17 protein-coding genes and 2 rRNA genes are annotated in these 26220 nt (G+C 39.5%); 11 read left to right on the top strand and 8 right to left on the bottom strand.

Annotation, left to right across the window (positions count from 1 at the left end):
* Positions 1 to 35: 35 nt before the first annotated feature.
* The 5 genes from D172_RS21125 to D172_RS21105 all read right to left on the bottom strand — a co-directional run bounded on the left by D172_RS21125 (position 36) and on the right by D172_RS21105 (position 7104).
* A 23S ribosomal RNA gene (locus tag D172_RS21125) occupies positions 36 to 2929 on the bottom strand.
* Between the two features lie 299 nt (positions 2930 to 3228).
* A 16S ribosomal RNA gene (locus D172_RS21120) occupies positions 3229 to 4764 on the bottom strand.
* Together the 16S and 23S rRNA genes form the textbook arrangement of a ribosomal RNA operon.
* Before the next feature lie 774 nt (positions 4765 to 5538).
* Positions 5539 to 5781 (bottom strand): hypothetical protein, encoded by a 243-nt coding sequence (locus D172_RS21815; protein ID WP_007377455.1) that lies wholly within the window; start codon positions 5779 to 5781, stop codon positions 5539 to 5541.
* A 147-nt stretch (positions 5782 to 5928) separates the two neighbouring features.
* Positions 5929 to 6633, bottom strand: a complete 705-nt coding sequence (locus D172_RS21110; RefSeq protein ID WP_007377454.1) for a metallophosphoesterase — start codon at positions 6631 to 6633, stop codon at positions 5929 to 5931.
* A gap of 225 nt (positions 6634 to 6858) precedes the next feature.
* Positions 6859 to 7104: a YfhL family 4Fe-4S dicluster ferredoxin gene (locus tag D172_RS21105; RefSeq protein ID WP_033023735.1), complete on the bottom strand. Its 246-nt coding sequence runs from the start codon at positions 7102 to 7104 to the stop codon at positions 6859 to 6861.
* 553 nt (positions 7105 to 7657) lie between these two features.
* Here D172_RS21105 and D172_RS21100 point away from each other — a divergent pair.
* The 3 genes from D172_RS21100 to D172_RS21090 all read left to right on the top strand — a co-directional run bounded on the left by D172_RS21100 (position 7658) and on the right by D172_RS21090 (position 12124).
* The gene (locus tag D172_RS21100; RefSeq protein WP_198022393.1) at positions 7658 to 8185 is read left to right on the top strand and encodes an RNA polymerase sigma factor; all 528 of its coding nucleotides are present in this window, start codon (positions 7658 to 7660) and stop codon (positions 8183 to 8185) included.
* A 64-nt stretch (positions 8186 to 8249) separates the two neighbouring features.
* Entirely contained in the window at positions 8250 to 9227 is a 978-nt protein-coding gene (locus D172_RS21095; protein WP_007377451.1) for a FecR family protein, read from the top strand.
* 41 nt (positions 9228 to 9268) lie between these two features.
* Entirely contained in the window at positions 9269 to 12124 is a 2856-nt protein-coding gene (locus D172_RS21090) for a TonB-dependent receptor (protein WP_007377450.1), read from the top strand.
* On the opposite strand, the gene D172_RS21085 is transcribed toward D172_RS21090, so the two are convergent.
* Positions 12121 to 13908, bottom strand: coding sequence for a metallophosphoesterase family protein (locus tag D172_RS21085; protein ID WP_083503363.1), 1788 nt, complete (start codon positions 13906 to 13908; stop codon positions 12121 to 12123). The genes D172_RS21090 and D172_RS21085 overlap by 4 nt on opposite strands.
* 180 nt (positions 13909 to 14088) lie before the next feature.
* Between D172_RS21085 and D172_RS21080 the strand changes: the two genes are divergently transcribed.
* The 4 genes from D172_RS21080 (at position 14089) to D172_RS21070 (ending at position 18996) form a co-directional block, all read left to right on the top strand.
* The gene (locus D172_RS21080) at positions 14089 to 15150 is read left to right on the top strand and encodes a Ca2+-dependent phosphoinositide-specific phospholipase C (protein ID WP_007377448.1); all 1062 of its coding nucleotides are present in this window, start codon (positions 14089 to 14091) and stop codon (positions 15148 to 15150) included.
* 21 nt (positions 15151 to 15171) lie between these two features.
* A complete protein-coding gene (locus D172_RS21075; protein WP_007377447.1) occupies positions 15172 to 17895 on the top strand; it encodes a TonB-dependent receptor in 2724 nt (907 codons plus the stop codon).
* Between the two features lie 520 nt (positions 17896 to 18415).
* Positions 18416 to 18547, top strand: a complete 132-nt coding sequence (locus D172_RS21835; RefSeq protein WP_007377446.1) for a hypothetical protein — start codon at positions 18416 to 18418, stop codon at positions 18545 to 18547.
* Complete coding sequence (locus D172_RS21070) at positions 18535 to 18996, top strand: LysR substrate-binding domain-containing protein (protein WP_007377445.1); 462 nt, start codon at positions 18535 to 18537, stop codon at positions 18994 to 18996. Before D172_RS21835 ends, D172_RS21070 begins: the two co-directional genes overlap by 13 nt.
* A 34-nt stretch (positions 18997 to 19030) precedes the next feature.
* Here D172_RS21070 and D172_RS21065 read toward each other — a convergent pair whose 3' ends face one another.
* Together D172_RS21065 and yegQ are read right to left on the bottom strand one after the other, a co-directional pair.
* The gene (locus D172_RS21065; RefSeq protein ID WP_007377444.1) at positions 19031 to 19903 is read right to left on the bottom strand and encodes an EamA family transporter; all 873 of its coding nucleotides are present in this window, start codon (positions 19901 to 19903) and stop codon (positions 19031 to 19033) included.
* Between the two features lie 224 nt (positions 19904 to 20127).
* Entirely contained in the window at positions 20128 to 21513 is a 1386-nt protein-coding gene (yegQ, locus tag D172_RS21060; protein WP_007377443.1) for a tRNA 5-hydroxyuridine modification protein YegQ, read from the bottom strand.
* A gap of 216 nt (positions 21514 to 21729) precedes the next feature.
* On the opposite strand from yegQ, the gene ndk reads away from it, so the two are divergent.
* The 4 genes from ndk (at position 21730) to D172_RS21040 (ending at position 26215) form a co-directional block, all read left to right on the top strand.
* Complete coding sequence (gene ndk / locus D172_RS21055) at positions 21730 to 22161, top strand: nucleoside-diphosphate kinase (RefSeq protein ID WP_007377442.1); 432 nt, start codon at positions 21730 to 21732, stop codon at positions 22159 to 22161.
* Between the two features lie 168 nt (positions 22162 to 22329).
* Entirely contained in the window at positions 22330 to 23460 is a 1131-nt protein-coding gene (locus tag D172_RS21050) for a bifunctional tRNA (adenosine(37)-C2)-methyltransferase TrmG/ribosomal RNA large subunit methyltransferase RlmN (protein ID WP_007377441.1), read from the top strand.
* 116 nt (positions 23461 to 23576) lie between these two features.
* A complete protein-coding gene (gene pilW, locus D172_RS21045; RefSeq protein WP_007377440.1) occupies positions 23577 to 25370 on the top strand; it encodes a type IV pilus biogenesis/stability protein PilW in 1794 nt (597 codons plus the stop codon).
* Positions 25367 to 26215, top strand: a complete 849-nt coding sequence (locus D172_RS21040) for a RodZ domain-containing protein (protein WP_007377439.1) — start codon at positions 25367 to 25369, stop codon at positions 26213 to 26215. The genes pilW and D172_RS21040 overlap by 4 nt, the downstream gene beginning before the upstream one ends.
* Positions 26216 to 26220 lie beyond the last annotated feature (5 nt).

Below are 26220 nucleotides of genomic sequence, written 5' to 3'. Positions count from 1 at the left end.
TGTTTCACTATCACATAAAACGCGTTTGGCGTTGTATGGTTAAGCCTCACGGGTAATTAGTACAAGTTAGCTTAATGGCTCACACCACTTCCACATCTTGCCTATCAACGTTGTAGTCTTCAACGGCCCTTCAGAGACTTTAAAAGTCTAGTGAGAACTCATCTCGAGGCCTGCTTCGCGCTTAGATGCTTTCAGCGCTTATCAGTTCCGAACGTAGCTACCGGGCAATGCCATTGGCATGACAACCCGAACACCAGCGGTTCGTTCACTCCGGTCCTCTCGTACTAGGAGCAACCCCTCTCAATTCTCAAACGCCCACGGCAGATAGGGACCGAACTGTCTCACGACGTTCTAAACCCAGCTCGCGTACCACTTTAAATGGCGAACAGCCATACCCTTGGGACCGACTTCAGCCCCAGGATGTGATGAGCCGACATCGAGGTGCCAAACACCGCCGTCGATATGAACTCTTGGGCGGTATCAGCCTGTTATCCCCGGAGTACCTTTTATCCGTTGAGCGATGGCCCTTCCATTCAGAACCACCGGATCACTATGACCTACTTTCGTACCTGCTCGACGTGTCTGTCTCGCAGTTAAGCTGGCTTCTACCATTACACTAACCGTACGATGTCCGACCGTACTTAGCCAACCTTCGTGCTCCTCCGTTACTCTTTAGGAGGAGACCGCCCCAGTCAAACTACCCACCAGGCACTGTCCGTAACCCCGATTCAGGGGCCAACGTTAGAACATCAAAACTACAAGGGTGGTATTTCAAGGTTGACTCCAACAAAACTAGCGTCTCATCTTCAAAGTCTCCCACCTATCCTACACATGTAGGTTCAATGTTCAGTGCCAAGCTGTAGTAAAGGTTCACGGGGTCTTTCCGTCTAGCCGCGGGTACACAGCATCTTCACTGCGATTTCAATTTCACTGAGTCTCGGGTGGAGACAGCGTGGCCATGGTTACACCATTCGTGCAGGTCGGAACTTACCCGACAAGGAATTTCGCTACCTTAGGACCGTTATAGTTACGGCCGCCGTTTACCGGGGCTTCGATCAAGAGCTTCTCCCTAAGGATAACCCCATCAATTAACCTTCCGGCACCGGGCAGGTGTCACACCGTATACGTCATCTTGCGATTTTGCACAGTGCTGTGTTTTTAATAAACAGTCCCAGCCACCTGGTCACTGCGGCTCCCGTCCGCTTAGAGAGCAAGTCTCATCACAGATAGGAGCGTACCTTCTCCCGAAGTTACGGTACGATTTTGCCTAGTTCCTTCACCCGAGTTCTCTCAAGCGCCTTAGTATTCTCTACCTGACCACCTGTGTCGGTTTGGGGTACGATTCCATATAATCTGAAGCTTAGAGGCTTTTCCTGGAAGTATGGCATCAGCAACTTCATCACCGTAGTGACTCGTCTCGTGTCTCAGGTTTAATGTTCGTCCGGATTTACCTAAACAAACGCCCTACTCACTTTCACATAGACTACCAACGCTATGCTTGCTTAGCCTGCTCCGTCCCCCCATCGCAATTATATCGAGTACAGAAATATTAATCTGTTTCCCATCGACTACGCCTTTCGGCCTCGCCTTAGGGGTCGACTTACCCTACCCTGATTAACATGGGATAGGAACCCTTGGTCTTCCGGCGTGGGAGTTTTTCACTCCCATTATCGTTACTCATGTCAGCATTCGCACTTCTGATACGTCCAGCATACCTCCCGGTACACCTTCAACCGCTTACAGAACGCTCCCCTACCACTCCAGAATAAATTCTGAATCCGCAGCTTCGGTGCATAGTTTAGCCCCGTTACATCTTCCGCGCAGACCGACTCGACCAGTGAGCTATTACGCTTTCTTTAAAGGATGGCTGCTTCTAAGCCAACCTCCTGGCTGTCTGGGCCTTTCCACATCGTTTCCCACTTAACTATGACTTTGGGACCTTAGCTGGCGGTCTGGGTTGTTTCCCTCTTCACGACGGACGTTAGCACCCGCCGTGTGTCTCCCGGATATTACTTTACGGTATTCGGAGTTTGCAAAGGGTTGGTAAGTCGGGATGACCCCCTAGCCTTAACAGTGCCTCTACCCCCGTAAGTATTCGTCCGAGGCTCTACCTAAATAGATTTCGGGGAGAACCAGCTATCTCCCGGTTTGATTAGCCTTTCACTCCTAGCCACAGGTCATCCCCTAACTTTTCAACGTTAGTGGGTTCGGTCCTCCAGTTGATGTTACTCAACCTTCAACCTGCCCATGGCTAGATCACCGGGTTTTCGGGTCTATACCTTGCAACTATTCGCCCAGTTAAGACTCGGTTTCCCTACGGCTACCCTATTCGGTTAACCTCGCTACAAAATATAAGTCGCTGACCCATTATACAAAAGGTACGCAGTCACCCAACAAGTGGGCTCCTACTGCTTGTACGTACACGGTTTCAGGTTCTATTTCACTCCCCTCACAGGGGTTCTTTTCGCCTTTCCCTCACGGTACTGGTTCACTATCGGTCAGTTGGGAGTATTTAGCCTTAGATGATGGTCCACCTATATTCAGTCAAAGTTTCACGTGCTCCGACCTACTCGATTTCACTTAAAATGTCTTTTCATGTACGGGACTATCACCCTGTATCGTGGCGCTTTCCAGCAGCCTTCCATTAACACATAATAAGCTTAAGGGCTGTTCCGATTTCGCTCGCCGCTACTTTCGGAATCTCGGTTGATTTCTTTTCCTACGGGTACTTAGATGTTTCAGTTCTCCGCGTTCGCCTCGTTAACCTATGTATTCAGTTAACGATACCTGCAAGCAGGTGGGTTTCCCCATTCGGAAATCCTAGTCTCAAGCGCTTTTTACTAGCTTGACTAGGCTTATCGCAAGTTAATACGTCCTTCATCGCCTCCAACTGCCAAGGCATCCACCGTGTACGCTTAGTCACTTAACCATACAACCCAAACGGGTCTTTGTTTTGTGACAGTTTAACTTCGCCAGAAGTCAATATTGAATACTAAAGTAGATACCAATCAATTAACTCATAAGAGTTAACTAAATGGCACTCAATGGTACTGCTACCATTGTTTTTTTACTTTTGAAAACTCTTGATAAATACAATGTATTCATCAGAATTTTATTATCAGCTTTTCCAAATTTTTAAAGAGCATATTAATTAGTTATCCCAAAGGGACAAGCACTAATTAACAATCATCTGTGTGGACACTACGAACAAATAAGTTCTAAATCGTATAAGGAGGTGATCCAGCCCCAGGTTCCCCTAGGGCTACCTTGTTACGACTTCACCCCAGTCATGAATCACTCCGTGGTAAACGTCCTCCCGAGGGTTAGACTATCTACTTCTGGAGCAACCCACTCCCATGGTGTGACGGGCGGTGTGTACAAGGCCCGGGAACGTATTCACCGCGTCATTCTGATACGCGATTACTAGCGATTCCGACTTCATGGAGTCGAGTTGCAGACTCCAATCCGGACTACGACGCACTTTAAGTGATTCGCTTACCTTCGCAGGTTCGCAGCACTCTGTATGCGCCATTGTAGCACGTGTGTAGCCCTACACGTAAGGGCCATGATGACTTGACGTCGTCCCCACCTTCCTCCGGTTTATCACCGGCAGTCTCCTTAGAGTTCTCAGCATTACCTGCTAGCAACTAAGGATAGGGGTTGCGCTCGTTGCGGGACTTAACCCAACATCTCACAACACGAGCTGACGACAGCCATGCAGCACCTGTATCAGAGTTCCCGAAGGCACCAAACCATCTCTGGTAAGTTCTCTGTATGTCAAGTGTAGGTAAGGTTCTTCGCGTTGCATCGAATTAAACCACATGCTCCACCGCTTGTGCGGGCCCCCGTCAATTCATTTGAGTTTTAACCTTGCGGCCGTACTCCCCAGGCGGTCTACTTAATGCGTTAGCTTTGAAAAACAGAACCGAGGCTCCGAGCTTCTAGTAGACATCGTTTACGGCGTGGACTACCGGGGTATCTAATCCCGTTTGCTCCCCACGCTTTCGTACATGAGCGTCAGTGTTGACCCAGGTGGCTGCCTTCGCCATCGGTATTCCTTCAGATCTCTACGCATTTCACCGCTACACCTGAAATTCTACCACCCTCTATCACACTCTAGTTTGCCAGTTCGAAATGCAGTTCCCAGGTTGAGCCCGGGGCTTTCACATCTCGCTTAACAAACCGCCTGCGTACGCTTTACGCCCAGTAATTCCGATTAACGCTCGCACCCTCCGTATTACCGCGGCTGCTGGCACGGAGTTAGCCGGTGCTTCTTCTGTCAGTAACGTCACAGCTAGCAGGTATTAACTACTAACCTTTCCTCCTGACTGAAAGTGCTTTACAACCCGAAGGCCTTCTTCACACACGCGGCATGGCTGCATCAGGCTTGCGCCCATTGTGCAATATTCCCCACTGCTGCCTCCCGTAGGAGTCTGGGCCGTGTCTCAGTCCCAGTGTGGCTGATCATCCTCTCAAACCAGCTAGGGATCGTCGCCTTGGTGAGCCATTACCTCACCAACTAGCTAATCCCACTTGGGCCAATCTAAAGGCGAGAGCCGAAGCCCCCTTTGGTCCGTAGACATTATGCGGTATTAGCAGTCGTTTCCAACTGTTGTCCCCCACCTCAAGGCATGTTCCCAAGCATTACTCACCCGTCCGCCGCTCGTCAGCAAAGTAGCAAGCTACTCTCTGTTACCGCTCGACTTGCATGTGTTAGGCCTGCCGCCAGCGTTCAATCTGAGCCATGATCAAACTCTTCAATTAAAAAGTTTTATGTCTTTCGACAGCTCAATGAATTCTGAATTTTTTAATATCTTTCGATATTGAATTGACTGTGCCGAATAATTACCGAAATAACTATTCTGTTGGTCACTCAGTTTTCAATTGAGACTCTAATTTGTTTGCCTCGCTAATTACCCATAAAGAGTAAGTAGTTTGGCTGTTAGAACTCAATCTGTACGAGTGCCCACACAGATGATTGCTTTATATTGTTAAAGAACGTTGCGATTATAAAGTTGAACTTTATCTCGCTAGGGCTGCGCATATTACGCTTTCCTATTTTTTTGTCAACACTTAAATTTAAACTTTCTAAAAAGATTCAATTTAAGTTTTACTTAACACCCTGAGTTGTTCGTGCCCCGCTATGCGTTGGCGTTTCCCGTCTCAGTGGGGTCGCATTATAGGGAGATTCGAGCGGGGGTCAATGTTTTATTTCAGCTTTTTGTCAATTAAATGAATTTAGTATGAAATCCATACAAGCAAAGGGCTGCAGGGCTTATTTAGCCTATTAAACAGCCAACACATGAGCAGTAAAACTAGGTGTATATATAAATTTGAAATATTTACTGCTGTTTGATTAAGCCAGTTACAGTTTATTGGTTGGCGTATAATAAAGTATTACGTATGCTGTTAATCAAAAACTATAATTAAAGCCTGCGTAATAGCATCGCCCTGAATAGCTTGAGTTAAGTAATCGTGCATCTGTATGCATCACCTAAACGCGTTACTGATTCAGACTTAGTTAAATTAATGATGGCATCATATAAACTTAACCCTTCGTTTATATGATGCACATATATTAAAGGCGTCACCTTTATAGTAAACAGAAGTGTTGTACTGATACTTTGCACTACCTATTAATGCCGACTGACCAAACTCTTCACTATTTACGGTTACATCTGCTTTATTGGTTTTGTTATTAGGTGTAGTTTGTGTAAAAGCCATTATTAAAGGCATCTGAATAAATACTTTTGCGCCTTTAGACACTGCATCAATACCCACAGTACTGAGCTATATAATAGTACCTGCATCTACTTTACTTTTACTTGCAAATTTTGCTCTACATTTATTACCAGTCGCACTACAGAGTTATCGATTTCTTTCCAAATAGAGCCTAATCAAGCGAAAAACAGCTGAAAGACTATACTTTTAGCTTGTAGTTATACATTTAATAACTTCATCGAGTTTTAAAAGAGTTGGTTTCCCACCGTAATAGTTGGTATCTATGTGATAACTATTGCCAACCCAAAAAGGCGCTTTAGTTGAGTTATGTCCATGTATTGAAAAGTCGACTCCATGACTTTTAACTACCTTATTTTGTTTAACTACTTCGCGATCCCACAATAAAGATTGCACAATTAGCGATTTATCATCAGGGTAATTTTCCCAATCCCACGATTGTGCAAATGTATGAGACAACCCAATTTTATAACCACGATACTCAAGTACTATTGAAAGCGGTTTAGTTAGTAACTCATCGCACATAACACTGAGCTGTTCACTTGATACCGACTTGTGCCAATTGCCACCATTGTCAGTCCATAATTTAAAAGCTGCTTCATCATTACTTAATAATGATTCCAACATTAAATGCTCATGATTACCTAATATCATACATGCCCTAATGGCTTGTAAGTATGTAAATAAATCATATGTTTTATCCCCGCGATCAACAAAATCGCCTAGGCAAAACAAAGTGTCTCTTTGTGGGTTAAAATTTACGTTATTAAGTGCGTTTTTTAAGGCCGGTAAATCACCATCAAGATCGCCAATTACAAATACTCGGCACTCATCATTAATAAATATTGCTTGTTTTGAAGATACAACCTGAATAGCGTTGATACCTATATCCAAAATAGACTCCTATAGAATGCAAAATGCAATCTAAAACTTAGATTAATACTTGAGTTTATAAAGCCTTAAAGTAACACAATATAATTGATAATTAATGAAGGTAATAAAATTTGATTGAAACTAAAAATGCATGATAGCGGGCTTTAGCTGCAAGCTAAATAAGTAACGTAGATAGTTTTTTAGTCGATAGTAAAAGACGGCTTAGCAAAATACCTGAACAAGTTATTAGTTAGTTAACAACACATATTTTTCAGCCAGTTCGTCTATATTTTCACGATGGGCTGGGTCGGGCTTTATGCAGTCAATTGGGCATACGCTGACACAGGTTGGTTTGTCGTAGTGGCCTACGCATTCGGTGCATTTACTTGCATCTATTTGGTAAATTTTAGCGCCCATGTAAATGGCTTCGTTAGGGCATTCTGGATCGCACATGTCGCAGTTAATGCATTTACTATTTATGAGTAGAGCCACTATTTAGCCTTTCCAATTAAAGTCTATATAAAGCATATAGATAAAATAAAAATAGATGTAATTAGACTGATTTAAAACAACTTTAGTTTAATAAAAAACCTTTATTTTTTAGGTGTAAATTACAGCCGCTAATTATGCCTATTTTTCTATGTTGCTTTGTTGATCTTAATCAATAGAAATAGCCGCACTTTTACTAAGTTTGATATTATTATTTTAGCTTTCCTAAGTCATTTGTTTAAATTAATATAAAATTAGCTGACCTGCCCAAAAGCGCTTTGGCCCTCTACTTATATGCTAATCCCGTCAAAATAACATTCAAATAAGGATAACAAGTGAATGTAGTACCTCCAAAAATTTAGCTTTTTCAAAGTGTTATTTGCGCAAATACTCTATGCCTAAAATTAAACCCTATTTAAAACGTTAAGATGATCTCAATGATACTTTATTCTTAGTGTCATCACTTCAATTTACTTAATCGCTATCAACCTGGCTGTAATCAATTGGTCATATTATTCACTTAGTATTTATTTAAAATAAAATTCTAGACTGAGTAATGAAGACTTTTAAAAGCCCCCTGCCATCGAATTTAAATATTTTTTCTGAACAAAGCGATGTAAAAAACGTTATCAGCCATATTCGTAAATTCATTAGTCGTCGAACCAATAATACAGATGACGTAGACGATCTTGTGCAAGAAGCTCTACTAAGAACATTAAATAGAAATGACACATTAGAAATTGAAAACTTTCAGGCGTATATAAATCAAGTCACAAAGTCTGTTATGTATAGTGATTGGCAAAAAAATAAAAGCCAACCAAATAATGCAGAAGATATTGAGCTTTTTACAAATGATAATAGCGATCCAGAAGCGCAGTCTATTACAGAGCAAAAGCTCGAGCTTGTTAAAAGTGCGTTGGAAGAGTTACCACCTTTAAGAAGAAAAGTATTTAAGCTTCGACGTATTGACGGATTAAGTCGCGAAGAAATTAGTCTGCAGTTAAATATGAGCCAAGAATCTGTAAAAAAACATATTACACGCGCAATGATACAAATAACGCTTCACATAGAAAAAAATCAATAAAAATGTCCCCTTTATTACACTTTTACGCTCTTTATATTTAATCAACGCAGGTTAGGTTTTTTTAATGAATGAACAACGCTTAGAACAGGCAGCAGATTGGGTAGATCGGATTAATGATTTAAATGATCATGACCGTGAAGAGCTATCGCTTTGGTTAAAATGCACAGAAAATAAGAATGCATTCGAAAAAATAGCTAATGTATTTGGCGATCCTGCTGTTAAACAGGCTTTACACATTTACACTAAACAATATAGTTTACCGACTCCAATAATTACGCCTAATGCAAAACGTTCTAGGGCTTTCCCTATGCTCGCCTTAGCAGCTAGTTTTAGCGCTATTGCTTTTGCAGTGTACTGGCTTGCTATATCTCAACAGGTATTTACACCAACACCGATTGCAAAAACCGCAGTTAAACCTAACCTGCCTCAGCTTTTAGAAGCGCATTTAGGTGAACGCGTATCGCAGTTATTAAATGACGGTTCATATTTGCACTTAAATGCAGATAGTGAGTTAACTGCGCACTTGCTACCACACTCAAGGCAAATCGAATTAAAAAAAGGACAGGTTTTTTTTGATGTAGCCAAAGATAAAACACGGCCATTTATAATAAATTCAGGACAAGCAAGCATTAAAGTACTGGGTACTTCTTTTGATGTAGAACGCAATAAAAATGAAGTAGTGGTAACTGTGTACGAAGGCAAAGTAGAAGTGTCGGCTTTAGATAAAGTGATATTAACTCCCTCTCAACAAGCTATTATAAAAAATGGCCATATAACTGTAGATTATAGCCAGCAGTTAGCACAGCTCCCTGCTTGGCGAATGGGTTGGATTGATGCAGAAAAAGAACCTCTAACCAGTGTTATTAAACAATTGCAGCGTTACAGTCCTATGGTAATTAAAGTAGATAACACACTAAATAATACACTAATTAGCGGACGATTTAATCTCGAAACGCCACAACAAAGCCTTATGCTCATTGCATCAACTTATAACTGGAAAGTAGATAAGAAGAACAACGTACTTCATTTAACGCTACCTTAAATGAGTAAAAAATACGACTGTATTACTTTGATTAAACGATTATGCTAAAACAGGTACGTACATTAAATAAAAGTATTTTAGTGTACTTTTTTATCGGTGCTAGTTGTTTAACAACGCTGCCTAGTGCGGCAAAAAATATAAATACCTTTATTTATATACCAGCGGGTTCTCTCAGTGATAGTTTAAGAGAGGTAGCAAATGCATATGCAGTCTCTTTTAGTAGTAACCCTTCATTTATCAACGACAAAACTACGTCCACCTTAGTGGGCGATCATACACTTGCTCAAGCACTCGATTTTTTATTAAGAGGCAGCGAGTTAACATATAAAATTCAAGACAAGGGTTTTGTTATTTTTCAAAAAAAAATAACAACCAATAACGAAATACTTGAAGAAATAACAGTAAAGGGTATTCGCTATTCATTAGCTAGCTCACGAAATTTAAAACACAATAATAAAACGATTAGTGAAGCAATTTCAGCACAAGATATTACCGATATTCCCAATACTAACTTGGCCGAGGCCTTACAGTATATTCCTGGTGTAGCAATTACTCGCGAAGCAGGCGAAGGTCGCCAAGTTTCAATACGAGGTAACTATCCTGATTTTAGCTTGGTGACACTCAACGGCATGCCTGTGTTAGCAAATAATGATTCACCGATGGATAGCCGAGTACAAAAACAGCGCGATCGTTCTTTCGATTTCAATATTTTACCTGCCGAACTTTTTAAACAAATCCATGTAATTAAAGCATATTCCGCCGATAAAATTGCAGGTGGAATATCTGGAACAATGGCATTACAAACTATAAACCCTTTAGATAATGAGGGGTTTAAATTTATTATTACCCCAGAAGTTGGCTACAACGACTATGTGGGTACAGGCGCAAAACGCTATTCAAGCTTAATTTCTAACACGTGGAATAATTGGGGGGTACTTGCAAGCGTTGCATACACAACCAGAGAGTCGTTAGAGCAAGGTGCTAATACATTTCGCTGGCGTAATATCGCAATAGATGGGGCAGACCTATCGGCTTTAACCCAATCGCAGGCACTGCATTTGCCTCAAGGCGATTATATAGTTCCTCGTGGTAATCGGTACTCGGTATGGCAAGCTACACAGCAGCGATTTGGGGCAAATCTATCTGTAGAGTATAAAAATGAAACCACCCATTTTGATTTTGATATGCTCTCAGGTTTTTTAAAAGGAGATAGGTATGAATATCATTTATACCCTAGAGGGGAGCAGTCTACGCCTATAATTAAAGGGCTAACCACAATTACAGACATTCAAACGAATGAAAATAATGAGCTAGTGTATGCACGTTACGAAAATGCACGAGTCGCAACCGAAAGTAGAACCCAAGAAATAAATACGGCATATCAGCAAGGTGTGCTATCACTTACGCAACAAGTGAATAAAAATTGGAAAGTAAGCGCCATATTAGGAAAAGAACAATCAAAGTATGACATTCCTTACAGCAATAAGATTTATACCCAAGGCATAAGTGACGTTACGATTGATTATCGTAAAACTCCATTTTATGCAGATATTAACTACAGTGAAAATTTAAAAAACCCTACAATGTGGCAAATGCATCATGGTGATATAGAACAATACAATTCAAATAGTGAGTACACCTTCGCAAAATTAGATTTTCAATATGACATTAATAGTTTAATAACCCTTCAATTTGGAGCTGATTGGACTCTGTTTGAAAATAAAATGTATAACGCACAGCAAAACGATATTTTTTTAAATGAATTAACTAATACACCACAACAATTAACTGACCTTCCTACGTCGTATGTTTCATCGCAAAATGCACATAAAAATCTACAATGGTTAAAAATAAACACCAATGAAGCACTTAAACTTTATGGCATCGACCCATTTAATATACAAAACAATAGCTCATCAATTACCACTGAAGCTGAGCATATACAAGAATATAGCAGAGGAGCCTATACTTTAATAAGTACAGAGCAGGCACAATGGGAAGCTCATATAGGTTTGCGTTACCAAGCTGAATCCATAACATCTCACACTCAAGCCCCTTACTCTCCTATTTCATATAGCCTTTGGCTTCCAACTTTCAATGGATCATATTTTATAAACGATAAGTGGCGATTACGTGTAGGACTTTCTAAAAACTATTCAAAACCATTACTGAACTCACTAAGTTTTGATGGTTCAAACGATACCCCAAATAATACAAAATATACATTTAACTCAAGTCTAAAACCTTACTTATCTTATAATACCGATATTTCCTTAGAAGCAGATTTTAGTAGTCGTAGTACGTTTAATATATCACTCTTTTATAAAGATTTAGATGATTACATAGTTACAACGCAAGTCCCTTTATCAAAAACTTCAGAGTCTACAACCCCCGATATTAACAACCTTTGGCTAAGTAATGCAGAATCAGCTTATCAGTGGGGAGCGGAAATAAGTTTAAATTATTTAATACATAATTCTGACTGGGGTATCAACCTACAAACAACTTACAATAAAGGCAAAGTCACGTATTACGACTCAAATAATGGCTCAGCTTTATTTAAAAAAAACCTACCTTTTTTATCTAAAATAACCGCCTCAAGTATGATCTTTTACGATCACCCTAAGTTCAATTTTAAACTAGGCGCTATTTTTAGAGATAAATATTTAGTTCGGGCAGGCAGTCTTTTGCTCGATGAAAACGAAACAGGGTTTATGCCAACTGTTTATTGGGATGCAAACATAAATTATTATTTTTCTAATCATTGGAAACTTAAATTTAGCGCATTTAATCTCAGCAATGAACAAGAGCGACAATACAGTAACTCAACACTAAGAGCCTACAACTCAACCACAAGTGGTCGCACTTATTACTTGGGGTTGAGTTATCACAATTAGATAATCTCCCCTGTTTTTAGATCAACGCTAAAATTCTCACCTTGGGTATACTTACTAAATTTTGCCATTATTTTTATTAACAAAGCCAAGTACTGCTGTGTTTGCGTATCTGTTTTACATGTCGATTTAGCTAAAAACTCATTTAGCAGTTGATAAGTAATACGCTTTTGAGGCGTTATATCTGCAGTTACATCGCCATTTCTTAATAAATAAAAATCTTGAAGCCATTCTTTTGTTGATACAGCTTTAAGTTGAATTAGCAAATTAGACGAGACTTTATTTAAACACTGCATATCTGTAAACCAATCTGCTAAATAGTGATTATCGTTTAGCCATGCCACTAAATTTTTTGGCCAATCGCGTTTTAAAAAACGCTGACTAATAAGTCCAAATAAATGCTGTTTAGTAAAATCACCATAACTTTCTGAGTTCAAAATAGTTCGGTCAAAATTACTAAGATTATGTTGTTCACGATACAGCCATTCCTCTTCATATAAACCAAATAAATCATTGAAACCAGGAACATCGTCTAATGTATGAGTACTTACCAATGCGGTGTGCTTAGCTAAGTTTAGCTCTGCAATCTTATATGCAGCTTTATAAGCAGCTAAACTTGGCACTTGTACATTAACTAACTGAGAGTCTCGATTACTTGTTACCAGCGCAGTATCATTTAGATGCATATGTCCTGCAAAATGTAGTGTTAATCCTGTATCTGCAAGTATTTGTGTTGTACGGGGTGTAGGCACTCTAGGTAGGGAAAAATGGCCACGACTAAACACTTTATGTAATTCATCATTCGCATTATCGTAAAACTCTCCCATTGGAAAGTGGCTAAATGCGATCAGTGTTTTGTTTTGCTCTTTTGACCTTTCTACAACCGTTTTTATCCACTTTAACAGTAAAGGCTTTGCATCAATTAAAGCATTATAGCCAGCACTAGACGAACCTTTAAAAGTGAGGGGCGAATTTTTCCATTGTGGAGCATACACATTGGCATCTATTGCCATTAGCCAAACACCTTTTATGGGCTCAACTAAGTAGCTCGCATCTGGCATCGTTATACAATGATTAACATCATTAGGGTCACACCATATAAACTCTCGGTTTTTATAAGGTGTTTCATATAGCACGTCACTTTTATGTTTGCTAAATCCAAAGTCATTGAGTGTGCTTAATATTTCAGTGTATCCCCAGTTTTTTAAACCATCATCACATACAGACTGCTTAGTCATACACTTTTCATGTTGATAACTATACACGCCAAACTCTTTACCTTGAGCCGTTAAGAAGTCAGCTTTACCTGCCGGTGTTGTAAATGGCTTTACAGGATCATGATTGCCTGGAATCGCAAAAAAACGCATCCCATATGTTTTTTCATAATGGCCTAAAATACGTGCCAGAGCCCTTACATTAATGGGTTGCCCGTCATCAGTAAAATCGCCAGGTAAAACGACTAGCTTAATTTCTTTTTCTACTAGCTCATCTAATACATGTAAAAAAACAAAATAATTTTCATTGAAAAGTCGCGTTGAGTGAAGCTGCGCATACATACTTCGCACTAGTAATGGTTGCTTTGACCCTACATCCTTTGGTAAGTCTATATTGTCTGTATTATGTAAATTAGCAAGAATATCATGTAGATGAATATCAGCTAAAAATGCAACTTTAACCGTCTCCACCTTCACTGCACTTTTAACCTCGTAGTACGAGGTAGCACTCACTTTAAATGTAATACATAACCCAATCCATAGTGCTAACCATAGTGCTTTGACTCTAATCATGATGGCTTTATCCAGTTTTCACTCAACTTATTATTTAGAGCGCGGTAATGGATAAAAGGGGACATAAAATTTTATAAACATGCTTTTCAATTATGAAGCTTTTATTAAATCCATATTTTTGTGTCCCCTAATTTATAAATGCTCGCTCTTAGATAGCAAACTCAACAATTGAGACGTGGTATGCCACTTTTTATTTTTATTATTTTTGCAGGTTATGTAACTAGCATTAACGCTATGCCATTAAATACCTTTCAGATGATTGGCTCACATAACAGCTATAAAAAAACATTAAACGTAGGCGTTAAAAATAAATTAAACACTCTAAATCCTAAACTAATGGCCCGTATTGATTACGGTCACTCTCCCATTATTAAACAGTTAAATAGCGGTGTTCGCCATTTAGAAATTGACGTTTTAAAAGACCCTAATGGTGACTTATACATAAAACCTTGGGCTAATACTTTTGCAACGACTCCTTTATTTAATGAGTTAGAAAAAAAGCAATTAGCGACCCCAGGATTTAAAGTAATGCACATTCCTGATATTGATGTGCAAAGCCATTGTGTATTGCTTAGTGGATGTTTGAATACACTCAAAACATGGTCAGAGGCAAACCCGCAGCACTTTCCTATTGTTGTAATGCTCAATGTAAAAGAAACGCGATCAGATGTAGTGCTGGGCAATAATCCACTTAAATTTACACCGAACGATTATTATTTACTCGATGAAGTAATTCAAAAATCGTTACCTAACTCATTATTCACGCCCGATAACTTACGTAAAATACCGTTATCTTTAAACCAAACAGTCGTTAGGTTTGGGTGGCCAAGTACACGTGCCTTGGCTGGTAAGTTCATATTCTTATTTGATGGCAATGCACAGCAATCGGCACTTTATAAACAAAGTAGGCCTTCGTTAAAAGGGGCTAGTATGTTTGCCAATTATGATGAAAGCGAGCCCGAAGCTGCTTTTATGGTTGTGAACAATCCTACACGCAACTTTTATAAAATTCAGCAACTTGTACTTAAAGGTTACATGGTGCGTACCCGCGCAGATGCAACCTTAAGTGCAACCAATTCTCAGCGAACAATCCAATTTAATGCCGCGAAAAATAGCGGCGCACAAGTAATTTCAACAGACTTTATACCAGGCTCGCCACAACAGGCACGCTTTAACTATGTGGTGCAATTTGATGACGGTCATTTAGTACGCACGAACCCTTTTATTAATAATCAACTTTAAATTAAAAACCAAGGAAGCATCATGTTAAACAAACCATCACGTACGCTTTTAGCAACGGCTATAATGAGCTCATTAGGCGCGTCTAATTATGTGTATGCAGAACAATCAGCTCAAACAGAAGTAGAAGAAATTGTTGTACAGGGTTATCGCAACAGTTTGTTAAAAGCGAAAGATTTAAAACGAAACTCTGTGGGCGCACAAGACTCTATTGTCGCTGAAGATATTGCTGATTTTCCGGATCTAAACCTAGCTGACTCACTACAACGAGTGCCTGGCATTGCGATTACCCGAGAAGGTGGCGAAGGCCGACAAATTTCATTACGAGGTTTAGGACCAAACTTTACACAAGTACAACTTAACGGTATGGAGGCTTTGGGTACGTCTTCTTCGGCAATGGATAGCCGAGGCTCAGTCAGCAGATCACGCGCCTTTGATTTTAACATATTTGCTTCTGAGCTATTTCAGCGCGTTGACGTAAAAAAATCTTTTTCAGCCGAAATGGATGAAGGTGGTATAGGCGGAACTGTTGGGCTTCATACAGCGAAACCATTTGATTTTGATGGTTTTAATACTGCAATATCAGGTCAACTTGGTGACAATTCACAAACTGATGATGTTAGTCCACGTTTTGCAGCTCTGATCTCAGATACTTGGGATGATAAGTTTGGCGCATTATTTTCAATTGCATACAGCAAACGTGATGTAAATGAGCAAGGTTACAATACGTATCGCTGGCGCAAAAAAAATGCTTCAGGCTCTGATATCTCAAATCTTTCAGGTGAACTACAAGACAAAATAAATAACGAAGAAGTGAGCTTTTCACGCGGTAGTCGCTATTCGTTATTTGAGAATGATCAAGAACGCTTAGGTACAACACTTGCCCTGCAGTATCGCCCAAGTAATAACCTTGAATTTGGTTTTGACGCTCTATATGGTGAACTGAATAATGACCGCAGTGAATACCACTTACAAAATAGGGGCTCAAGTTCAACAGCTATTGGCTGTACTGGACCGGCTTACAATAACGAGCAAATATGCTCAAAGCTCACAACACTTGAAATAAACGAAAATAACGATGCTATTTATTCAGTATTTGAAAATGCAGCTATTCATTCAGAAAGCCGTAGCCAATATGCTGATACCCAAATAAGTCAGTTTGTATTAGATGGTGATTGGCAAATTACAGAAGATTTAAATATGACCGCCTTAGTTGGGCGTTCACAAACCAAGTTCAATACAGGCAGTGTTAAAGTTTACCTAGAGACATTTGGCGATGAAACTATTGATTATCGCAAGGATGCTTATTATGGGGAAAATACATATGGGTTTGATCCTACCGACAGTAGTTTATTCCGCTATCACGAAATTGATATATCTGAAGAAGAAATCACCAATACATTTGACTCTATAAAATTAGATTTTAATTACACGCTTAACAATACTTCAAATATAAAGTTCGGCATCTCTAATAAAAAGTTTGAAAGTGAAAACGGTGAAACTAAATCTGATAACGTTAACCGCAGCGATTGGGAAAATGGCGTACTTAATGACACAGTCGACTCAAGCCTGACATTTACAAATGCCGCGCACAATAAACAACAATGGGTAAGTGTCGATGTACTAGGCACCCTAGCAAGTATGAACATCGATCCTAATTTAGATGATCCTGATTTTACCGATAACGTACAAGAAAAAACCTTTGGGGCTTATTTGCAATACGAAGCTGAATGGGAATTGGGCTCAGGTTATTTAATGGGAAATGCTGGTGTACGCCATTACGATACTAAAACCAACGCCGTAGGTTTAATAAATGGAGAAGTAGTTGATGTTGAAAACACCTACTCAGGACTTTTGCCTGCTATAAATTTAGTTTGGGATAGTAATAACAGTTTAGTACTGCGTGCAAGCTATGGGGAAAACCTAACCCGCCCTTCGCTCGGTGCATTAGTGCCAACAGGTGTTGTACAAAATGATGCCACATCAACCAATGGCCTTAGTCTCAGCTCAGGAAACCCAAACCTTAAACCTTACGAATCTGTTAACTTTGACTTTTCAGTCGAGTATTATTTTGAAAACATTGGGTACGCGGCCGTAAGTTACTTCCATAAATCTATCGATAACTTCATTATCACCGAAACATATGATATTCCATACAGTCAAACCGGATATCCTCTTAGCTTTTTAGGCGACGTAGACGAAAACGGTAATCCGCAAACAGCAAATACTGTTTTTACTGTTATTCAGCCTCAAAACTTAGATGAAAGTGATATTAGTGGCTGGGAACTCGCTTTTCAACGAGACCTAGACTTCTTACCAGCCCCATTTAATAACTTAGGTGTTATTGCTAATTATACATTTGCTGATGGTGAAGCACTGTACCGTAATGTAGGTAATTCAGGTATTGATCAATATAAATCATTCCCTGGCCTGTCAGAGCATTCGGGTAACTTTACAGTATATTACGATTCTGATTCATGGGGCGCACGCGTTGCAGCAGCTTATAGAAGTGACTATATTGCATCGGTACAAGCGGGTAACGGCGATGAAGACGAAAATGGTTTTCATGCCAGTACATATATAGATGCATCAGCCTTTTACCAGGTTAATGAAAAACTAAAGCTCACTATAGAAGCCAGTAATTTGACTAATGAACGAGAAGAGCAATATTCAGACTCTAATGATCGTTTATACAATACGACGGTAAATGGCCGTACTGTTTATTTAGGTGCAAGTTATCGCTTCTAAATTATAAAAGTGAGGCTCCACTTTCGTGTGGAGCCTCTCATTATTCTTAAGGGGCTCATCAAAAAAGACGACGTATAAATTCACTTAATTAAATAAAGCACTTGATGTAAATCTATTTTCAATGGCTTTAACAAGCATGACTTAAAACTACTTTTAATTTATTTGCTGAACAGATTGAGTTACGTTGTTTACCAGTACCTTTATGAAGAATTATGAAATCAAAGTTATATAAAATTTTATTGCCTAACTTCAGTTCTTACCCCTTAATCTCTAGTGAAATTTTAAAGTACCGCTGTTAATATTGCCTAAATAATAAAGTAGTTCTGATGGCAGCTATTTATTCTCTCGATGATTTACGTTACTAAATCGAGATGCTCATAGAGTTACACTTACGCATACTGGCGAATTATATTACGACCGCTACCGCAAGTTATTTGAAGAAGTAGAGTGTATTGAGCAAGCACTTTGTGATGAGAAAGACCAACCTAAAGGGAAAATTAGGATCTCTGCACCCATTTACATGGGTAAACACTTTTTAAGTGCTATTTTTTATGAATTTTTACTGCAATATCCCGATATTCAATTAGATTTACGCTTTTCAAATAATCTTATTGATATTGAAAAGAAGGGATTGATATCGTGTTTAGAGTAAGAAACCCAGCCACTGATAACTGGGTTATTAGAGAACTTAAGCTTACTCATAACCTGCTGTGTGCTCACCCAAATTATGCTCATCATCCCATCACTCATCCGGAGCAATTAGAAGAACACCCAAAAGTTACGTGCGTTGGGTTAGTTCCGTGGCAGTTAAAAAATCAGCAAACGAGTGAAGAATACAGTTTTAATCCAAACACGCATGTCCGGTTAGAAGTTGATGAAATTCAAATGATGAAACAAGCCGTTGAGTCTGGTGTGGGCATTAGTTACATTCCTGATTATATAGCATTGCCTCTTATTGAAGCCACAAAGCTTAAACGTATTCTTCCTGACTGGCAAAGTGAAGGGCAGCCATTTTCTATGCTTTATCGCGACAGAAAACAAGTACCTTATCGGGTACGACTATTAATAGAGCATACATTGCAACACTTCAACGAAAAGTAGCAATGTATGCTTTTAAAAAGAAAGCTTTAAACGTTTAAAAACTAAGCCTAAGTACAATTACACCTAAAAATGCTGTTGCTAATCCTATCACTTCTTGGCGGGTAAAAGACTCTTTTAGAATGATGCGTGAGTAGAGCAAAATAATTAAAATGTTCATCCCTGAAATTGCCGACACGAGCCCTGTATTACCAATTGCAAAAGCCGATATTATTGCCACCATACCTGCCACGTTTGTTAATCCAATCAGTAATCCGCATGAAAATGTTTTACTCGCAGACCAATACCCTTGAGAAGTGCCTTGCTCTGCTAGCATTTTTTTACGCTTTACTAACCAACTAACAGCAAAAAGAAAACTACCAAAACCAAACATAGACGTTAGCGTTGCAAATGTATCGGCCTCAAGAAGTGTTGATTGCTTACCCATTAAATCATTAAATGCAAAGGCAAGTGCAGCGAGTAATCCCCATTGCGCACCTTGTAGGTTGTTCAACGAAATATCGCTTGAATAACGAATGATATAAAGGCCACCAAAAATAATGAAAAAGCCAATTAATTGAATTGTTGTTAAGGTCTCCTGCCACAATAAAAAAGCAAATAAAAGGACAAACAGAGGCGTTAATCCCGATAAAATACTAATTAAAGACGCTTTACCAACCGAAAACCCCTTATGCAACAAACCATTAGCAGCAAAAGAGCCAAACCCTAACGCTAGCCCAACCGTAATGTCTGCCCAGCCATACCATGTATGTTCAAATACCACTGTACCTAGCGCACTAATGACAAATCCTACAAAAAATACACCTAATAATAATAAGTTACGGTTAATTTTTTTCTGCGACGTCCATTGATACAGCACTCCTCGAGCACCAAAAAAAACGGTTGCGAGTAATGCAAAAATTATCCACATACAAAAATGATTCCTTTAAAAAGTAATGGGGTAACAGTGAGGAGCGATTTAACAACACGTGTTAAGTACGAATATCCATTATATTCGCTTTTAAAATTTTATAAATAAGCATTAATGATAAGATAAATTCCATAAATGGTATCTAAAAAATAGCAGATGAAGATATAACTGCTCAGCGTCACTCTATTTAATAAAATAGCTTTGAGCAGTTATTAGAGTGGATCCTAACTGACCTCTTTGAATGGATTTCGGGTATCTTGGTGCGCGTCTAGGTTACGCATTAAAATAGCGTGCGCTAAGTTAACGCCCTCATCTAGCGGTATTTTTACAATGTGACCAGAGCCTTTAGCATCGCTAATACTTTCGCCTTTTTTGTTTTCCATGTATTCAAGCACAAAACTAATATTTCCCTTTGGCGTCATTAGCTCTAAAGAGTGGCCTGTGCAAAATTTATTTTTAACGTCTATTTCAACTAAGCCATTTTCGCAGCGCCCAAGTACTTCACCCACAAATTGCTGCTTAGTTGATACAGAGTGACCGTATTCGTAATTTTGATAATCTTGATGGGCGTGGCGTTTTAAAAAGCCTTCGGTATAGCCACGATGCGCTAAGTTTTCTAATGTTTTAAATAAATCCGCATCAAACGGCTTGCCTGCAACCGCATCATCTATTGCTTTACGATACACTTGTGCAGTGCGCGCCACATAATAAAATGACTTAGTACGCCCTTCTATTTTTAAACTATGTACACCCATTTTTGTGAGCTGCTCTACATATTGTACAGCGCGTAAATCTTTGGAATTCATAATATACGTGCCGTGTTCATCCTCAAACGCAGGCATGTATTCGCCAGGGCGGCCTTGCTCTTCTAACATAAATACATCGTTACTCGGCGTCCCTTCTCCCAATGTAGGAATAACCTGTTTGGGATCAATTTTATGCACCATTTCGCCGGTTTCTTTCTCAACACCTGGCTTAACATCGTAATCCCATCTGCATGCATTGGTACAGGTACCTTGGTTTGGGTCGCGTTTGTTTATATAACCAGAGAGCAAACAACGCCCAGAATACGCCATGCATAATGCACCATGTACAAACACCTCAAGCTCAGTATTTGGGCAAAGTGTGCGTATCTCACTAATTTCCTCAAGCGACAGCTCCCTTGATAAAATAACCCGCTCAATGCCCTGCTTCGCCCAAAACTGCACACTTGCAAAGTTAACGGCGTTTGCTTGCACCGATAAGTGAATAGGCATCGCCGGCCATTTTTCACGAACCAGCATGATCAAACCAGGATCTGACATAATCAGCGCATCGGGTTTCATTGCTATAACTGGCTCTATATCACGTAAATACGATTTTACTTTCGCGTTATGCGGCGCAATATTAGACACCACATAAAACTTTTTATTTTGCGCATGTGCTTCACTAATACCAATTTGCAGCGTGTCTAGGTCAAACTCATTATTGCGCACACGCAAACTATAGCGGGGTTGCCCCGCATAAACCGCATCTGCGCCATAAGCAAACGCGTAGCGCATGTTTTTTAAAGTGCCTGCAGGGCATAATAGTTCAGGAGTAAAAGGCGTTGAAGAAATAATGGGTGACATGTGCGCTCCATACATCGAACCGAGTATAAGTCGGTTGCATGATTAATTAATTTACGAGCGCGGCATTATAAATCCGCCAAGCATTGTGCTTTTGATCAAGATCACAAAACTGCAATCAAACTGGTTTTTAATAAAATTAGGATTTTTCACTTAAAACGCGTATAATTCGCGCCCGTTAATATTCACACTTTTACTTAAAATTATTGGAGCATAAAGATGGCTTTAGAGCGTACTTTCTCAATCGTAAAACCTGATGCAGTTGCTAAAAACCACATTGGCGCTATCTACAACCGTTTCGAATCTGCTGGCCTTAAAATCGTTGCAGCTAAAATGGTTCACCTTTCACAAGAGAAAGCTGAAGGTTTCTACGCAGAACATAGCGAACGTCCTTTCTTCGGTGCTTTAGTATCTTTCATGACATCTGGTCCAGTAATGGTTACCGTTCTTGAAGGCGAAAACGCTGTTCTTAAAAACCGTGAAATCATGGGTGCTACTAACCCTGCTGAAGCACTAGCTGGTACTTTACGTGCAGACTACGCTGATAGCATCGACGAAAATGCTGTTCACGGTTCTGATGCTGTTGAATCTGCTGCTCGCGAAATCGCGTACTTCTTCGCTGACGAAGAGCTTTGTTCACGTACTCGTTAATTCGAATTCGTTAACATATTGAAAAGGGCTTTCGGGCCCTTTTTTAGTCATTACGTAAAGTATTAATCAGTAAACTAATAATGTTTTACTTAATGATTAAAGTGAGTGAATTGTGTACAATTCGTCCTCGTAAATTTTATCTCCACCGTCACCGATTGAGGTTGTTTCATGACCGAGCAAAAAAAGATTAACTTATTAGATTTAAACCGAGATGCAATGCGCGAGCTATTTGCATCGTTCGGTGAAAAACCGTTTCGTAGTGACCAGGTGATGAAATGGATTTATCATTTTGGCGTAGATAACTTCGACGAAATGACCAACGTAAATAAAAAGCTTAAAGAAAAGCTTAAAGCTGAGTGCGAAATTGTTGCGCCAGAAATCACCGTTCGCCAACAAGCGAGCGATGGCACTATTAAGTACGCACTTATTCTTGAAGGCGGCCAAGAAGTAGAAGCTGTTTGGATCCCTGAAAAAGAACGCGCTACTTTATGTGTATCATCACAGGTGGGTTGTGCGCTTGAATGTACTTTTTGTTCTACTGCTCAACAAGGCTTTAACCGTAACTTAAAAGTATCTGAAATTATTGGCCAAGTTTGGCGTGTAGCTAAAGATATAGGCCTTGATGGCCATAGCGAAAAGCGCCCTGTAACTAACGTTGTAATGATGGGTATGGGCGAGCCTTTACTTAATCTTAAAAACGTAGTGCCAGCAATGGAACTAATGATGGACGATTGGGGCTTTGGTTTATCTAAGCGCCGCGTAACATTAAGTACGTCAGGCGTTGTACCTGCACTTGATTTACTAAAAGAGAAAATTGACGTAGCACTGGCTATTTCATTGCATGCACCAGATAACGCACTGCGTGACATTTTAGTGCCCGTTAATAAAAAGTACCCAATTGAAGAATTTTTAGCCGCGTGTCGTCGTTATATCGACGGTTCAAAAGCTAATAAAGACGTAACAGTTGAATACGTTATGCTTAACGGTATTAACGACAGCACCGATCAGGCGCATGCTCTCGTGCAAACGTTAAAAGGCACACCATCTAAAGTAAACCTTATTCCGTTTAACCCGTTCCCAGGTAATGAGTACACTCGCTCAAGTAACAGCCGTATTGATCGCTTTTCAAAGGTATTACAAGCAGCTGGCGTTACCTGTATTGTTCGTCGTACTCGAGGGGACGATATTGATGCAGCTTGTGGACAACTAGTGGGTGATGTAGTGGATCGTACTAAGCGCTTAGCTAAAAAGAAAATGCGTGATGATAATGCGATTAGTGTAAACATTCATCAAGCATAACTTTTAGTAAAATACTTAAAGCCTTTATATTAATTCGTTTATTTTTAAATATATGATGCAACATAAAGGCTTTTAGGTAAGATAGAAGATATGGATTAAAATACAGAGATAAGGTAATGCGATCTTTACTTGCTTTAACTATATCGGCACTCGCTCTAAGCGGGTGTGTAACCGAAAATAGTTATAACGGCAGTGACAAACCCGTCGTCGAAAATAAAATTAATAATATAGGCGCAGCGCGAACGCGCATTGCTCTAGCATTACAATACCTAAATACAGGCAATAATTCTCAGGCTAAATATAATCTAGAGCGTGCAGCCGAATTTGCACCAAATTTACCAGAGGTTCATTACTCTCTAGCTTATTACTATCAACAAGTTGGTGAAAATACACTGGCCGATAAAGCCTACCAAAAAGCACTCGCCATAAAACCAGACGATCCAAATACCTTAAATAACTACGGTGTATTTTTATGTGGCATAAATGAATACGACCGAGCCACTGATCAATTTTTAAAAGCAATAGAAATCCCTAGCTACATTCGTGTTGCAGAAAGCTACGAAAATTTAGCTTTATGTGCCATTGAGTTTAACGATTTTGATAATGCTGAAAGTTATTTTAAACAAGCCATGAACCACAGCTCGCAAAGAACGTCTACTTTAATCAGTTTAGCTGCACTGTTTTATGCTAAAAGTGATTTACACAAAGCAAGTGAGCTTTTAAAGCGTTATGACGATACAGGCAAAGTTTCATCTCGGGCTTTGATGCTTAACTATTTAATAAAAAATCGAATGGGTAAAATAGAAGATGCAGAAAAAATTGCGACCACTATTTCACAGACCTACCCAACGAGTAATGAAGCATACGTAATTCGAGAGCAAAAAGTACGGTTAAGCGAATTTGAAATTTTAAGAGAAAAATACCGAAAAGCTAAACTTGATGAATTACAAGAAACAAGTAATGGTGGACAAATTAGTGTTAAACCAAAAATAAAAATCACCCGGAAAAAACACATTGCTAGAGATAATTCAACAAGCTTAGTTACCAACGATAACAAACGCATAAGTTTAGCACCCCAAACTCAAATGGATAATGCAAGTTCAGTTATTGCAAGTACTGTTAATCCAATTAATAAAGGAAATACTTATACAAGCGCGCCCCCATCATCTATTTCAGAAAAAGAAACGACACCAACAGTAACTAGTTCAAGTACTAAAACCGATACATCGGCTATCATGCTTGCTTTAACAAATGGTCATAATTCAACTAATACGATGCAAAAAACGGTCGCCGCTACACAAGTACCTAAATCGCAAAAACAAGCCGAAAAAACATTAACTAAACCAAATGACAGCATTAAAATAATTTCTTTTGGCGCCCCTAAAGATGCAAACTTTAATTCGCAGCAAACTCCCCCTGTAATAAAGGCTCCTATAGAACAGAATGATTCTGATGTTGTTTTTTACACTGCAACGAAAGATACTAACGTGTTTGCTGAAAGTAGTCGCCAAAATAATAATGACATACAGTTTAAGAGTTATGAGGCAAGTGAACACATTGAACCACCAATGCTTAACCCTAAAGTACCAACTTTAAGCATCCCATTTCATGTAATTCAATTCGGTGAAAACCTATTTAGCATTTCGGTGCGATACAATGTTAAACTACAAAAACTTCTACAATGGAATGGTTTAAAAGAGTCGGATCGGGTAATGAATGGAAGTAAAATTTACCTAAACGATCCTAATGTTTATTACGAAATTAAAGCTGGCGACACCCTTTACGAAATAGCTACCCAGCGGCGTGTATTAATTGATCAATTAATGCGATGGAATAAATTAAGTCCTGACATAGCACTTACGCCAGGGCATAGACTTTTACTAGTGGATCCAGACTCATACACATTATGAATGAAGACAATACGCAAACACAGAGCGAACAACCAACGGTTGGTCAAATACTAAAAGCACATCGTGAGCAAGCGAATGTGAGCATTGAAGCAATTGCTAAGCCGTTAAAACTATCTGAACTACAAATAAAGCGTCTTGAAAACGATGAATTTCAATTACTCGGTCCTATTACGTTTGTAAAAGGTTATATTAAAAACTATTGCCGAGAATTAAAAGTTGATTGCACGCCGATTCTAGCTATGATGCCAGCCCCACCTGAGCCGGCCAAACCCGCGAACATGCAAAGCTTTTCACGCCGAACGGAAAAAGAAGCCAATGACAGCCGATTAATGTTCGTGAGTTATATTATTTTAGCGATCGTCATTGGTTCGTCTGCACTTTGGTTTTGGCAAAATGCCACGCCAATTGAAGAACAAACAAGTAATATTAATGTTGAGAACTCAATTATGAGTGAGCGACAAGCAGCACAATCTCCTTTTTTTGAACAAGAACAACAAGCAGATACTAATAAAACGGTACAACCGCAAAGCGAAACATTAAATGATTCAGTAGAACAACCCGTAGAAACAGTAACTACTGATCTGGATAAAACACCAGGTATAAGTACAATCGTGATGAACTTTAACGATGAAAGCTGGGTTGAAGTTTATGACGGTGAGGGTGAAAAAGTCGCTTTTGGTGTTAAAAAAGCAGGCTACCAGATGACGGTTAGCGGTACTCCTCCTTTTTCTGTTGTACTAGGTAAGCATGACGTTGTAAGTATTACCTTGGATGGTGAGCCTATCGACATTTCGGCTTTTCCTAAAAATCGTTTAGCTAAATTTAAATTACCACTAGCAGAGTAGTCGCT

The organism is Pseudoalteromonas sp. Bsw20308, assembly GCF_000310105.2.
GTDB classification, from domain to species: Bacteria; Pseudomonadota; Gammaproteobacteria; order Enterobacterales; family Alteromonadaceae; genus Pseudoalteromonas; species Pseudoalteromonas fuliginea.
The sequence above is the reverse complement of the archived record's forward strand: the minus strand, read 5'-3'. Positions and strand labels throughout refer to the sequence as shown.

Coding starts and splice junctions, on each gene's coding strand:
- D172_RS21835 (WP_007377446.1), top strand. CDS start 18,416: ATGGGTAAACACTTTTTAAGTGCTATTTTTTATGAATTTTTACTGCAA.
- D172_RS21040 (WP_007377439.1), top strand. CDS start 25,367: ATGAATGAAGACAATACGCAAACACAGAGCGAACAACCAACGGTTGGT.
- D172_RS21090 (WP_007377450.1), top strand. CDS start 9,269: ATGCTAAAACAGGTACGTACATTAAATAAAAGTATTTTAGTGTACTTT.
- D172_RS21085 (WP_083503363.1), bottom strand. CDS start 13,908: ATGATTAGAGTCAAAGCACTATGGTTAGCACTATGGATTGGGTTATGT.
- D172_RS21095 (WP_007377451.1), top strand. CDS start 8,250: ATGAATGAACAACGCTTAGAACAGGCAGCAGATTGGGTAGATCGGATT.
- pilW (WP_007377440.1), top strand. CDS start 23,577: ATGCGATCTTTACTTGCTTTAACTATATCGGCACTCGCTCTAAGCGGG.
- ndk (WP_007377442.1), top strand. CDS start 21,730: ATGGCTTTAGAGCGTACTTTCTCAATCGTAAAACCTGATGCAGTTGCT.
- D172_RS21100 (WP_198022393.1), top strand. CDS start 7,658: ATGAAGACTTTTAAAAGCCCCCTGCCATCGAATTTAAATATTTTTTCT.
- yegQ (WP_007377443.1), bottom strand. CDS start 21,513: ATGTCACCCATTATTTCTTCAACGCCTTTTACTCCTGAACTATTATGC.
- D172_RS21050 (WP_007377441.1), top strand. CDS start 22,330: ATGACCGAGCAAAAAAAGATTAACTTATTAGATTTAAACCGAGATGCA.
- D172_RS21080 (WP_007377448.1), top strand. CDS start 14,089: ATGCCACTTTTTATTTTTATTATTTTTGCAGGTTATGTAACTAGCATT.
- D172_RS21075 (WP_007377447.1), top strand. CDS start 15,172: ATGTTAAACAAACCATCACGTACGCTTTTAGCAACGGCTATAATGAGC.
- D172_RS21065 (WP_007377444.1), bottom strand. CDS start 19,903: ATGTGGATAATTTTTGCATTACTCGCAACCGTTTTTTTTGGTGCTCGA.